9 protein-coding genes are annotated in these 13,905 nt (G+C 66.6%); 5 read left to right on the top strand and 4 right to left on the bottom strand.

Annotated features, from left to right (window positions below):
* Nucleotides 1-193: 193 nt before the first annotated feature.
* The 4 genes from ABNS06_RS08110 to ABNS06_RS08095 are packed head-to-tail and all read right to left on the bottom strand — an operon-like array spanning nt 194 to nt 3,077.
* Nucleotides 194-1,102, bottom strand: coding sequence for a PhzF family phenazine biosynthesis protein (locus ABNS06_RS08110; RefSeq protein WP_348673775.1), 909 nt, complete (start codon nt 1,100-1,102; stop codon nt 194-196).
* The gene (locus ABNS06_RS08105) at nt 1,102-1,533 is read right to left on the bottom strand and encodes a thioesterase family protein (RefSeq protein WP_348673774.1); all 432 of its coding nucleotides are present in this window, start codon (nt 1,531-1,533) and stop codon (nt 1,102-1,104) included. The genes ABNS06_RS08110 and ABNS06_RS08105 overlap by 1 nt, the downstream gene beginning before the upstream one ends.
* 16 nt (nt 1,534-1,549) lie before the next feature.
* Nucleotides 1,550-2,425, bottom strand: coding sequence for an NmrA family NAD(P)-binding protein (locus ABNS06_RS08100; protein WP_348673772.1), 876 nt, complete (start codon nt 2,423-2,425; stop codon nt 1,550-1,552).
* Nucleotides 2,426-2,432: 7 nt separating this feature from the next.
* Nucleotides 2,433-3,077, bottom strand: coding sequence for a hypothetical protein (locus ABNS06_RS08095; RefSeq protein ID WP_348673771.1), 645 nt, complete (start codon nt 3,075-3,077; stop codon nt 2,433-2,435).
* 179 nt (nt 3,078-3,256) lie between these two features.
* Here ABNS06_RS08095 and ABNS06_RS08090 point away from each other — a divergent pair, with 179 nt between their 5' ends.
* The 5 genes from ABNS06_RS08090 (at nt 3,257) to ABNS06_RS08070 (ending at nt 13,828) form a co-directional block, all read left to right on the top strand.
* Nucleotides 3,257-4,732, top strand: a complete 1,476-nt coding sequence (locus tag ABNS06_RS08090) for a GTPase (protein ID WP_348673776.1) — start codon at nt 3,257-3,259, stop codon at nt 4,730-4,732.
* Nucleotides 4,729-6,036 carry a GTP-binding protein gene (locus tag ABNS06_RS08085; RefSeq protein ID WP_348673769.1) on the top strand — a complete coding sequence of 436 codons (1,308 nt, stop codon included), beginning with the start codon at nt 4,729-4,731 and terminating at the stop codon, nt 6,034-6,036. Before ABNS06_RS08090 ends, ABNS06_RS08085 begins: the two co-directional genes overlap by 4 nt.
* A gap of 357 nt (nt 6,037-6,393) precedes the next feature.
* Nucleotides 6,394-7,524, top strand: a complete 1,131-nt coding sequence (locus ABNS06_RS08080) for an efflux RND transporter periplasmic adaptor subunit (RefSeq protein WP_348673768.1) — start codon at nt 6,394-6,396, stop codon at nt 7,522-7,524.
* A gap of 2 nt (nt 7,525-7,526) precedes the next feature.
* Nucleotides 7,527-10,748 carry an efflux RND transporter permease subunit gene (locus tag ABNS06_RS08075; RefSeq protein WP_348673766.1) on the top strand — a complete coding sequence of 1,074 codons (3,222 nt, stop codon included), beginning with the start codon at nt 7,527-7,529 and terminating at the stop codon, nt 10,746-10,748.
* A complete protein-coding gene (locus ABNS06_RS08070) occupies nt 10,745-13,828 on the top strand; it encodes an efflux RND transporter permease subunit (protein ID WP_348673765.1) in 3,084 nt (1,027 codons plus the stop codon). Before ABNS06_RS08075 ends, ABNS06_RS08070 begins: the two co-directional genes overlap by 4 nt.
* The last annotated feature ends 77 nt before the right edge of the window (nt 13,829-13,905 follow it).

Below are 13,905 nucleotides of genomic sequence, written 5' to 3'. Positions count from 1 at the left end.
CCGCCGCCGCGCTGCTGGCGACTCCGGCACCCGCGGTTGAACCCGCCCCCGTGAGCAGCCGAAAAAAGTTGGCGCGCTCCGTGAATGCATGGAGATGTCGGTCGGCGGACCGGCATTCGTCTCCTCCGCACCTTGGGCGGTTCCCGTAAGTGGAACCGCCTTTTCTTTTGCCCGCTCGAATGCGCCCTGCCCGTCAGGCGACGCCTTGCGGCAATTGCAGCCAGCGCCCCTGACTGATCGCCACGACTTCGCCCGACAGCTCAACGGAATCAAGCCGGCCAGCCGCCCCGCGCAGGTGCAGCCGCAATCGGGACGGACGGCCCATGTGCGCACCCTGATGAATCGTCACCTCGGCCTCGCTCCGATCCCGCAACACGCGTGGTGCGATTCGTCCGGCCAGCGCCACGGCGGCGGCACCGGTAGCCGGGTCCTCGGCGATGCCTGCGGCAAGCGGAAATACGCGTGCCGTGATGACGTCGTCCCCCGGGCCGAACGCAAAACATGACAGCTCCACGTGCCCCAAAGGGCCGTTGAGCGCCGGGACACGCAACGCATCCAGCCGCTCCGGCGCATCCAGTTCGACGCAGTGCACGGCCATGCCGGCCGACCACACCTCGATCTCACCAACGATCTCCGCCTCGTCAACGCCGAGTTCCGCGACGATATCGTCTGGCGTCAGTTCGGCACCCTCCACGCGGGATGGAACCTGTGGCGGCGCGAGCGTCGCCACGCCCGTCCGTCCCGACCAGCGCGCCTGGCAGCGCACCGGACCGGCGACCTCGTCCAATACAATGGCCTCCGGTGGTCGACCGTCCGCGCCGGTACAGCGACCCGCCAGCCACGCGGCCGTGCCGATGGTGGGGTGCCCCGCGAACGGAAGCTCCTTGAACGGGGTGAAGATGCGAACCGCGAACCGGCCCTGATCCCGGTCCCAGTCCGTCACGAAGACGGTTTCGCTCAGGTTCATCTCGCGGGCCAGCGCCTGCATCTGCTCGGTGGTCAGGCTCAGCGAGGCCTCCGCGTCGTCGTAGACGATCGCCAGTGGATTGCCGGCGAAGGCCTGCGCGGTGAACACGTCAACAACGACAAACGACAGATTCATCATGAATCTCCAGCCAGATTGATCCGTTGCCCCTCCGCACCGGCCTGCAACGCGGCCCGCTGGGGCTCCGGAATGGAAACCTTGCCGCCTCCGGCCGTGTCGACCATCACGTAGGTCACATTCGCGGTCGCCAACGCCGCTCCGTCCTTCGCTCGCGAGAAGTGCACCCGCAGGGTGAACGAGCTGTTGCCGATGCGCTCGGTGGTGACACGCAATGACAGGACATCGTCAAAACACGCGGCCGCGGTCCAGTCGATCCTCATCGAAACCACCTGCACGTCGAGACCCGCGGCCAGGAGACGCTGATGTCCGCCCCAGATCGCCCGTTCGTACTCCGTGAAGGCGACATCCGCCAGGTCCATGTAGCGGGCGTTGAACATCACGTTCTGGGCGTCGCACTCCCCGTATCGGACACGGACGAGAACTTCCAAGGCGTTGTCTCCCGGCTCAGTCCGGCGCCGCCGGCGCGAACACCGACGCGTGCGCCTGCAGGAACGTCTCGAGTCGGTGACCCGACCGGCCGAGCAGCCTCGGCACGTGATCGGTCATCACCTCCTCCCGATCAACCCGCCGTGTCCAGGCGGCCAGTTCAGCGAAAATGCCGGCCAGGAAGCCGGGTACTCCGAAATCCAGCAGCATTGCGTGCAGCGCCGGGGGCGACACGTCCTCGTAACGTACGGCGTGGCCCAGCCAGCGACCGGTCCGTCGGGCCACGTCGCCATGCGTCAGCAATTCCGGCCCCGTCAGGTCCAGCGGCGTGTCGGGCCACGGGGCTGTTCCGGCCAGAAGGGCCGCCGCGCACTCGCCGATGTCATCCGCGTCGATCAGCGCCATGCGCCCGTCGCCCGTGGCGTTGGTCAGGCTACCCTGCTGCATGGACGTGGCGCTGCCCAGCAGGTTCTGCATGAAACTGTCGGGCCGGAGTACGGCGCTGGCGAGATCACGGGCCGCGAGATCGGCATCCAGCGCGGCATGCAGGCGGCCCAGCGTCAGCTCATCGTCGATCACGCCACCCAGCACGGACAGACGCACGACCCGGCGCACACCCGCCCGCTCCAGGGCGGCGTGGGCCGTCCGGCCCAGTTCGACCGCGTGTTCGACCAGGGGCACCATGACGAACGCCGACGTGCAGCCGGCGAATGCGTGGGCGAGCCCCTCTTCGGTCCATTCGGGCACGACACGCGTGGAAACGCCTGGCGCCGCCGGGCGACCGGATCGAATCAACGCGTGGGAAGGAACACCAAGCCGATCAAGCGCTCGGGTAACGGCGCTTCCGACCTGCCCGGTTGCACCCAGAACGGCAACCGGGCCGGATTCGGTCATTCAGTGCTCAGGGGCGCCACTCGATGCCGCCGGTCAGCAGAAAGACCGTGTCGTCATCGATGTTGTAGAAATCGACATCCGCGCCGATGGCGACCTGGCCAAAGCCCGCGTACCAGAGGCCTGCACCGGCCAGCACGTCGAAACCGTCGTCGTCATAGGTCCGCGTTCCGGCGGAGGTCGTAGTCTCGAACTCGGCTTCCCAGTAAGCGAAGCCGTAGCGCAACCGACCTTCGAAGCCACCGAGAAACTGCGGCGTGAACACGGTCGCGGCGATGTTGATGCCGTCACCGGCGCGTGGCTGCACGGCGGCGGTTCTCCGGGCCAGCAGGTCGGTATCCGTGGTGGTGCCGCTGACCACGGTGTCGTGCGAGCCCAGCGTGAACAGACCGACCTCGAAACCGATCACGTCACCGAGACGGATGCCACCGTAGATGGTGCCACCGGTGTCGGAGTCATCGACATCGGCCGTCACGTTCGGTTCGCCCTGGAGCCGCAGTTCGTTCGTTGTCGCCCGACTACCCTTGTCCACGATGGCCTGCCCGGCGCGGACTCCGGCATACCATTCAGCGGACGCCGTTCCGGACACCAGCAGCCCGGTTGCCGCCGCTGCGGCCAACATCAACGTCTTGGTCTTACCCAGATGTACCAGCATTGTCGATCTCCCTTTGCATCAAATCACGTGCGCCTTCTTCTCCGTGGCGGCACACCCGACACCATGTTGCGGGCTAAGAGTAACGCAGCAACATGACAAGTCAGTACACACATTCGGGGGGATTGCACGGTTTGGATTCCACGACGTGCTCTCGTTCTCACTAAGCTAACATCGTGAGGATGGCTCCGACACCGGCAAGGCGCATACGACCACTGTTCGGCCTCGGCCTGCTGTGCCTGATGCTGTTCCTGCTGGCGGTGCTGATTCACGCGCTGGACGGCCTGATCGGGCTCTACGAGCGGGCACGGGCGGTCTCTCCGATCCTCCCGTGGGTGCTGAACGCGGTCCTGGGGCTGTTCGCCCTCGGCAGTCTGACGGCCGTGGTCTGGTGGATGCTGCCGGTGCGGCGACGCAAACCCCGCCAGGTCGATGAATCCAGCCTGCGCTCCAGACTCCAATCGCAGCAGGACGCCGGCATCGATGTCACCGTCGCCGTCTCCGAACTGGATGAACTGGAGGCCCGTCGCCGGGCCGGTCGCGTGTTCGTCGCATTGTTCGGCGAAACCAGCACGGGCAAGAGCAGCGTGATTCGCGCCCTGGTCCCGGACGCCGAGCCGCACACGGCGGTCACGGCCGGCACCACGCGCGACTGCAAGCGCTATCAGTGGCAGCTGCCTTCCGGAGAGGAACTGATCGTCGTCGACGCGCCCGGCTTCTCCCATGATGACGAGGACACCAGGCTCGCGCACCAGGAGGCCATCCGCGCCCACCTGGTCGTCTACCTCTGCGATGGCGACCTGACGCGTAGCGAATGGGCGCAGGTCGATCGCCTGCTCACCTTCGGCAAGCCGCTGGTGATCGCGCTGAACAAGTCCGACCTGTTCCGGGAAGACGAACTGGACGCGATCCGGCAGCAGATCGCCGAACGTTTTCACCGCAGCCAGCGGCCGACGGTCGTCGGCATCAGCGCCGGCGGCGAGGAGCGCATCACCCGGATCGAACGCGACGGCACGGAACGGGAGATCACACGCCCCCGAAAACCGCAGGTGCAGCCGCTGCGGGCGGCCATCGAGCGATGCCTGCTGCGTGACGCCGATGCCCTGACCAGCCTGCGCGACGCCGCCGTGTTCCAGCTGACCGACACGCGGCTGGACGAGGCGGAACGTTCACATCAGCGCCGCCGGGCCGAACAGATCATCGCCACGCACACGCGCGCGGCCGTGGTCGGCGCGCTGGCCGCGCTGTCGCCCGGCTCCGACATCGTGATCCAGGGCGCCATCGGCGCGCGTCTGGTGCGCTCGATGTGCCAGCTTCACGACATCCGCGTGCGCGAGGTGGACATCGAAACCGTGCTGAAAAACGCCGGCAGCACCTCCCGCAAGTCCTCGGCGCTCGCACTCGCGGTTGCCGGCAATGCGCTGAAGGCCTTTCCCGGCATCGGCACGGTCACGGGCGGACTGGCGCATGCGGTCGCCTACGGCCTGCTGTTCGACGCCTTTGGCCATGCACTGGCGGATTCGCTGCGCCGTTCCGGCATGCTGAACCCTGAAGACATCAATGCCTCGCTGGAACAGGCACTGGACGAGGATCTGGCGGCCGGCGCCCGGCGCATCGCCCGATTGGCGCTTCGCAGCCACTCCCGGGACGACCGATGAGCACCGAACCCGACGTCCGGGAGCAAACCGCCCGCGAGGCGCTGCATGCCGTGCGCGACAGCCTGCGCGACCTGATCGACGATCCGGACACACCATCGACGGTGCGCCATGCGCTGGAAACCGAGTACACGGATCTGGAAGCGCTGTGGCAGAAGCTCGATTCCGATGAATTGCATGTCGCGGTCTTCGGCCGGGTCAGCGTCGGCAAGTCCTCCTTGCTCAACGCCCTGCTCGCCGACGACGCCTTCGCCACTGGCCCGTTGCATGGCGTGACCACCCACGCCGACGCCCACGCCTGGGTCCGGGTCGGCGACAGCCCGGTTCGGGTGTTCGACACACCGGGCATCGACGAGATCGACGGCGAGACCCGGGAACAACTGGCACGCCATGTCGCGCGGCGCTCCGATCTGGTGCTGTTCGTCTGCGAGTCGGACCTGACCCAACTGGAGCAGCAGGCGCTGGCAACACTGGCATCCACGCACCGCCCGCTGCTGCTGGTGCTCAACAAGGCCGATCGCTATACCCGAGGCGAACGCGAAGCGCTGCTGGAATCACTGCGGCGCAAGGCCGAAGGCCTGGTCCGCCCCGACCACGTGCTCGCCGCCGCGGCGGACCCGCGCCCAGAGGTCGTCGTACGGGTCACCGAATCCGGTGACGAAGAGGAATTCGAACGCCCGCGATCGCCAGACATCGCCGCCCTGGAGCAGCGCATCGTCGACATCCTGCAACGCGAGGGCCGCGTGCTGGCGGCGCTCAATGCCGGACTGTTCGCCAGCGAGGTGTCCGACGCAGTCGCCGCGCGTGTCGCCGACATCCGGCGCGCCGCGGCCAAGCGTGTGATCCGCGGCTATTGCCTGGGCAAGGGGCTGGCGGTGGCCGTCAACCCGGTGCCACTGACCGATCTGGCGGCCGCCGCCGCGCTGGACGTAAGCCTGGTCTTTCACCTCAGCCGAATCTACGGCCTGCCCATCACGCGCCACGAGGCCGGCAAGCTGGTCGCGGTGATCAGCGTGCAACTGGCGGCGTTGATGGGCGCGGTGTGGGCCGTGCATGCGGTCTCCAGCCTGCTCAAGACCGTCAGTGCCGGGCTGTCCGTCACCGTCACCGCCCTCGCCCAGGGGTCGGTGGCCTGGTACGCGACCTACCTGATCGGCGAGGCGGCGACCCGCTACTTCGTCAACGGCCGCAGCTGGGGCCCCGGCGGCCCCAAGCGCGCGGTGCGCGACGTGCTCGATCTTGTCGACCGCGATTCGATTCTCTCCGAGGCGCGACGCGCGCTGGCGGAACGACTGCGCGGCCGCTGACCAACCACCGCCTCACCGCCGGTTGCGCCGGCCACCCTCTCCCCTCACGATCCGCTGCGACCGTTGGCGGCGCCGGCTCATCCTGATAGCGAATCGCAAAAGCTCAGGCTCCAGCCGTGACCCGGCGGAACTCACGAGAATTTGGCCAGATTGACCACACCAAACAACTCAAAAACCGAGAGCTGGTATTAATCAGCTGTAAAATCAGATAGTTACGAACAATCCATGGGTGGCACGGGGCTTGATACCCATGGCGGCAACATCGATGCATTCGCCAGCGTGGGACCGGACCGGCGGACATCGATCATCACATGACGCGTTGACCCTGCATCACCGCAGGCAAGGGAGTTGAACAGAATGTCTCGATTGACTGGATGGCCAGTTGCACTCGTCCTGGTGTTGGGTCTGCTCGGCGGATGCGGCGGGCCACCATCCGAGAACGGGGAAAACGCCGACGGCGAGGACAAACCCGAAGAACCGTCGATCCCGGTCGAGGTTGCGGTCGCCGAACTGGGCGCCATCTCCGCAGCCTGGCGCGGCAGCGCAACACTGGAGGCCGAGGCCGAGTCCGACGTGGTCGCCCGGGTTGGCGGCATTGTCGAGACGCTTCACGTCGAGGAAGGTGACCCGGTGCAGGCCGGCGACCCGCTGGCCCAGCTGGACACCGATCAGCGCGCTCTGGAGCTGCGCCAGTCCAAGGCGGAATTGGAGCGCCTGCGGGCCGACCATGAACGCAACAAGGCGATCTTCCGCGAGAACCTGATCAGCCGCGAGATCTTCGACCGCACCCGCTTCGAGCTGGAATCCGCCCAGGCGGCCTACGACATGGCCAAGCTGGCGCTGGAATACTCCACCATCCGCTCCCCGATCACCGGCACCGTCTCCGAACGCTACATCAAGGTCGGCAATCTGGTCGCGGCCAACGCACCGGCGTTCCATGTCACCCAGTTCGATCCGCTGCTGGCCGTGTTCCACGTCCCGGAGCGCGAGATTCACAAGCTGGGCACCGAGCAGGTCGCCAAGCTCACCTTCGATGCCTGGCCGGATGAAACCTTCGCCGGCAAAGTCGATCGCATCAGTCCGGTCGTCAATCCCGATACCGGCACCGTCAAGGTCACCGTGAAGATGGACGACGCCGGGACCAAGCTGCAGCCCGGCATGTTCGGACGCGTTCGCATTCTCTATGACAGCCGCGATGACGCCGTGCTGGTGCCGGCCGATGCGGTGGTCACCGAGGATGCCCGCGACGCGGTGTTCGTGATCGCCGACGGCAAGGCGCAGCGGCGCGAGGTCGAGGTCGGATTCTCCGAGGGCGATGTCGTCCAGATCGTCTCCGGCGTCGAGACCGGCGAGACCGTGGTCATCACCGGCCAGGCGGCGCTGCGCGATGGCTCGCCGGTGGATGTCATCGGCGAGGATGACGATGTCGCCGAGGACGCCACCGAGCCTGATGCGGAGGCCGACGAAGCCGCCGCCGACCAGGGCTGATCATGGGCTTCATCAGCACCTCCGTGAGGCGGCCGATCGCCGTCCTCATGATCACGCTCGGCTTCGTGCTGTTCGGCGCGGTGTCGTGTTCGAACCTCGAAGTCACGCTGCTGCCCGACCTGAACTACCCGACGCTGACCGTACGGACCGATTACGTCGGCGCGGCGCCGGCCGAGGTCGAGACGCTACTGTCCAAGCCTGTCGAGGAGGCGTTGGGCATCGTCAAGAACCTGCGCGAAGTCCGCTCGGTCTCTCGCGCCGGCCAGTCCGATGTCGTGCTGGAGTTCGCCTGGGGCACGGAGATGGACTTCGCCGTGCTGGATGTCCGCGAACGGCTGGATGCGCTGGAGCTGCCAGACGAGGCCTCGCGCCCGCTGGTGCTGCGCTTCGACCCGTCGGAAGACCCGATCGTCCGCCTGGCGTTGTCGCTGGAGGACGAAACCACACCCACCACCGAGGAGCTCAAGCGCCTGCGCCGGGCCGCCGAGGACCAGGTCCAGCGTCCGCTGGAATCGGTGATTGGCGTCGCCGCGGTAAAGATCTCCGGCGGCCTCGAAGACGAAATCCAGATCCTGCTCGACATCGACAAGGTCGCGCAGCTGCAGATGACCCCGGCGCAGATCGCCGAACGCCTGGACGCGGAGAACGTGAACCTGTCCGGCGGGCGCGTCGAGGATGGCAGCGCCGCCTATCTGGTGCGCACGCTCAACCAGTTCCGCTCGCTGGAGGACATCCGCCGGACCATCCTGACAACGATCGACGGCCGGCCCATCTACGTCGAGGATGTCGCCACCGTCGTCGCCGGCCACAAGGAGCGCGAGGCCATCATCCGCGTCGGCGGCCGCGAAGCCGTGGAAGTCGCCATCTACAAGGAAGGCGACGCCAACACCGTGGCCGCCGCCAAGGCCGTGCTTGCCCGCGTGGACCGGTTGAACGAGGTCTTGCCGGAAGGCCTGACGCTGACCGGCCTTTACGACCAGTCCGTGTTCATCCAGAGCGCCATCAACGGCGTGACCCAGGCCGGGCTGTACGGCGCCCTGCTCGCGGTACTGGTGCTGTATCTGTTCCTGCGCGAGGCGCGGCCGACGCTGATCATCGCGCTCGCGATTCCGATCTCGGTGATCGTGACCTTCATGCCGATGCGTTTCGCCGGGCTGTCCCTGAACATCATGTCGCTGGGCGGCATGGCGCTGGCGATCGGCCTGCTCGTGGACAACGCCATCGTCGTGCTGGAGAACATCGCGCGCCGCCGTGAAGCGGGGGCATCGCTGGTCGATGCCGCGGTCGCCGGGGCCGGTGAGGTCTCGGGCGCCATCGTCGCCTCCACGCTGACCACGGTCGCCGTGTTCTTCCCGATGGTGTTCGTCCAGGGCATCGCCGGGCAGCTGTTCGCCGATCAGGCCCTGGTGGTCACCTTCGCCCTGCTCGTCTCGCTGGCGGTGTCGCTGACGGTGATCCCGACGCTGGCGGCGCGAGGCGGTCAGCGTCACGAGATCGCGCCCCGTGAGTCGCTGGCGGGCCAGGCGCGGTGGCGCCGCGGCGTCTACGGCGTGCTGCGGTCACTGGAATGGCTGCTGACCTGGCTGGTTCGCATTCCAGTCACCGTGATCGTGGTGATCGCCCGGATGCTGGGCGTCGTGCTGCGTCCCGTCGTGGCGTTGTGGAACCGTGCGTATGGGGCGCTTGCTCGCGGCTATGCCCGCCTGCTCGATGCCGCGCTCAAGGCCCGCGCGCTGGTGCTGATCGTCGCCACGCTGGCCTTCGCCGGCAGTCTCTGGCTGGCCACGCAGCTCGGCGTCGAACTGATCCCGCCCATGGATCAGGGCGAATTCTCGCTGGAGGCAAACCTGCCGCCGGGCACGCCGCTGGAAGGGTCGGACCGTTTTCTGCGGCAGGTCCAGTCCGCGTTCCAGGATGATCCGGCCGTGCGGACCGTGTACGGCGTGGCCGGCACCGGCAACCGCCTGGACTCCAACCCGGAACTGGGCGGCGAGAACGTGGCGTCGATCAGCTTCGCGATGGCCGACGGCACCGACGAGATGGCCCTGCGCCAGCGCATCCGTGAGCGCGTCGAGCACACGCCGGGTCTGGAATACCGCTTCGAGACACCGACGCTGTTCAGCACGGAAAAACCGCTGGAAGTCGAGATCGCCGGTTATGACCTGGCGGCGCTGGAACGCATCGCCGCTTCATTGCAATCGCGGCTGGAGGATTCCGAGCGCTTCGTGGACGTGGAATCGACCTCGGAACAGGGCCAGCCAGAAGTCCGCGTGGTCTTCGAACAGGAACGCGCGGCGGCGCTGGGGCTGCAAGTGTCCGATCTCGCCGCGCGCGTGGTCACCCTGGTCCAGGGTGACGTGGCCACGCGCTACCGCGTCTCGGACCGTGAGATCGATGTCGTCGTCCGCGGCAAGGAGGCCAACCAGACCAGTTATGACGATCTCAAGCGGCTGGTCATCAATCCCGAGTCCGAACACCCGATCCCGCTGGAATCGGTGGCCTCGGTACGGCTGGATCGTGGCCCGGCCGAAATCCGCCGCACCGCCCAGCAGCGGGTGGTCGTGCTGAGCATGGACCTGGCCTACGGCGATCTGGGCTCCGCGGTCGAGGAACTGGATACGCACCTGGCCGACATCCATGTGCCGCGCGGCATCAGCACCCGCATCGGCGGTCAGAGCGAGGAGATGGAGGTCAGCTTCCGCTCGCTGCAGCTCGCACTGGGACTGGCGATCTTCCTGGTCTATCTGGTCATGGCCTCACAGTTCGAGTCCCTGATCCATCCGTTCGTGATCCTGTTCTCCGTGCCGCTGGCCGCGATCGGCGCCTTCACCGCGCTGTTCATCACCGGCACGGAGATCAATGTTGTCGCGCTGATCGGCCTGATCGTGCTGGCGGGGATCGTCGTCAACAACGCCATCGTGCTCATCGATCTGATCAACCGGCTGCGAGCGGACGGCCAGTCGGTGCTGGACGCGATCCGCGAGGCCGGTCAGGCCCGGCTGCGACCGATTCTGATGACAACGCTGACCACGGCACTGGGCTTGCTGCCGCTGGCCCTCGGTGGCGATGATGGCGCCGAGGTGCGGGCTCCGCTGGCGATCACGGTGATCGGAGGGTTGATGGTGTCGACACTGCTGACACTGGTGGTAATTCCGGTGGTCTACTCGCTGGTCACGCGCGACCGTCCGGCGACGGGAACCACCTCCTCCGAGACGCCCGCATGAGCCTGACCGAGCTGTCGCTCAAGCGACCGGTCACGGTCACGATGATCTTCGTGTGCCTGGCGGTCATCGGCACCATGTCGTCCCGGCTGCTGCCGCTGGAATACCTGCCGGAGATGGAATTCCCGGGCATCTGGGTCGAGCTGCCGTACCGGAACTCGACGCCGGAGGAAGTCGAGCGGCGCATCGTCCGCCCGGTGGAGGAGGCCCTGTCGACACTGTCCGGCGTCAAGCGGATGTATTCGGAGTCCCGCGAGGACGGCGGCGGCGTGTTCGTCCAGTTCGACTGGGGGGCGGACCTGCGCATCAAGGGCGTGGAGGCCCGCGACAAGATCGACGCGATCCGCGACACGCTGCCCGAGGAATTGCAGCGCATCCGCTTCCAGAAATTCAACGCCTCCGACCAGCCCATCCTGGTGCTGCGCGTCTCCGCCAACCGCGACCTGGCTGACGCCTACGACATGCTCAACCGCAACCTGCGGCGGCGTGTCGAGCGGATTCAGGGCGTCTCGCGGGTCGAGCTGTATGGCGTGTGGGCCAAGGAAGTGCGGATCGAACTGTCCGCGGACCGGGTGGCGATGCATCAGGTGGACCTGCGTCAGGTCGCCGAGCGCCTGCGTGCGGCCAACTTCGAATTCGCCGCTGGCGAGATCACCAACCGCAGCCGCCGCTTCACGGTCAAGCCGGATGCCCGGTTCGAATCCCTGGCGGAGATCGAACAGCTCGTGGTCGGTGACCGCGGCCTGCGTCTCGGCGACATCGCCGACGTGCGCTACACCGACCCGGTGCGCACACGCGGCCGCCATCTGGACGGCAAGTACGCGATCGGCCTGAACGTGTTCAAGGAGAATGGCGCGAATCTCGTCGAGGTCGCCGACGCGGTGATCGCCGAAATCGACGTGATCAGCGATTTGCCGGAAATGCAGGGCGTCACCCTGTTCGCGATGGACAACCAGGCCGACGGGGTCAAGGACTCGCTGAACGAGTTGCTGATGTCAGGGCTGGTCGGCGCCCTGCTCTCGCTGCTGGTGCTCTACGCCTTCCTGCGTGACTGGCCGATGACGCTGATCGTCGCGCTGTCGGTGCCGTTCTCGATCCTGATCACGTTGGGGTCGATGTACTTCCTCGGCTTTTCGCTGAACATCCTGTCGATGATGGGCCTGATGCTGTCCATCGGCATGCTCGTGGACAACGCGGTCGTCGTGACCGAGAGCATTTTCACCAGCCGACGCCAGTTCCCGAACGACCCGGCCCGGGCAACCGTTGCCGGAGTGGACTCCGTGGCGCTGGCGGTCACCGCCGGCACCCTGACCACCGCGATCGTGTTCCTGCCGAACATCTTTGGCCAGAAGGACGAGATCACGATGTTCATGAGTCACGTGGCCATCACCATCTGCATCTCGCTGGCGGCGTCGCTGGCGATCGCCCGAACGCTGATCCCGCAGCTCGCCTCGCGCATTCAGGGTCGCATCTCCGAAGGCGGACGCGTGATGCAGGCCATCCTCCGCCGCTATCCACGCATGATTTCGTGGACGCTGCGGCACCGCTGGGTCGCCGTCGTCGGCGCGCTGGTCGTCGTCATCAGCGTCATTCCGCTGTTCGCGACCGGCCTGGTCAAGATGGAAATGTTCCCGCGCAATGATACCGAGCGGCTGTTCCTGCCCTACCACGTGAACGAGGTCTACGCGCTGGACAAGGTGGAGGACGCGGTGAATACCATCGAGGCCTACCTGTTCGCGCACAAGGACGAGTTCGAGTACGACAGCGTCTACAGCTACTTCGACCTGGGCCGCGCCGAGTCGACCATCATCCTCAAGGACGCCGAGCAACGCACCAAGTCCATCGAGGAACTCAAGGACGCGATCATGGAACACATGCCCAAGATCGCGATCGGCAACCCGACCTTCAACGAGCAGCGCAGCGGCGGCGAACAGCTGTCCCTGTTCGTGACGGGTGAATCCACCGAACGACTGAACGAGGTCGCCGAGCAGGTGGCGCGGCTGATGGAAGGAGTTCCGGGCGTGAGAGACGCCCGGGTCGAGGCGGATGCGTCGAGCTGGGAGGTCCGCGTTCGCGTGGACCGTGATCGCGCCCGCAAGGTCGGGCTGACCAGTCAGCAGGTCGCCGAAAGCGTGGCCACGGCGATTCGTGGCGTGGAGCTGCGACCCTACCGGGCCGAAACCGGTGAGATCGACCTGCTGCTGCAATTCCGTCGCGCCGACCGGCTCAACCTGAACCAGCTGAGTCAGCTGCCCATCCGCAGCAGCAGCGGCCAGACAGTCATCCTGGACAACATCGCCGAACTGTCCATCGGCGACGTGCCCGCGACAATTCGTCGGCAGGACCGGCGCACCGGCCTGCGCGTGAACCTGTTCACCGAGGATGACGCCACCGCCGACGAACTGCGTGACGGCATCAAGGGCATCATGGAGCAGTTCCGCATGCCGGCCGGCTACAGCTGGAACTTCGGCCGGGCCTTTGATCAGCAGGACGAGAACATGAGCTCCATGGCGATCAATCTGCTGCTGGCCCTGGCGTTGATCTACCTGGTCATGGCGGCGATGTTCGAATCCATTCTGGCGCCGTTCGCGATCATCACGGGCATCCTGTTCTCGTTCATCGGCGTGTTCTGGTTCTTCGCGCTCACCGGCACGACCTTCCAGTTCATGGCCATGATCGGGATGCTGATCCTGATGGGCGTGGTCGTGAACAACGGTATCGTGCTGATCGACCACATTCGCAATCTGCGGCTGTCCGGCATGCACAGGGAGAAGGCCATCGAGACCGGCGCCCGTGATCGCCTGCGGCCAATCCTGATGACCGTGGGCACCACCGTGCTGGGCCTGATCCCGCTGGGCATGGGCACCGCGGCGGTTGGCGGCGACGGCCCGCCCTACTTCCCGATGGCGCGCGCGATCATCGGCGGACTCACGTTCTCCACGGTGGTCAGTCTGCTGTTCCTGCCCGCGATCTACAGCCTGCTGGATGATTTCGGCCTGTGGTTGCGCCGCCTGTGGCGCGGCGCCCGCGGCGAGCGCGTCACCGGGTTTGCACCACGAGCACGCGCTGACGCCGACGGCTGATCCTGCCTTAAACCAGACACTTGGGGACATCGCCGAGCGATCGCGCCCCGTGATGGTCCGGCGGGCGCGCCAGTCTG

Origin of the sequence: uncultured Abyssibacter sp. (assembly GCF_964000955.1) — a bacterium.
GTDB lineage: Bacteria > Pseudomonadota > Gammaproteobacteria > Nevskiales > OUC007 > Abyssibacter.
This window is presented reverse-complemented; position numbering and strand designations above follow the sequence as displayed.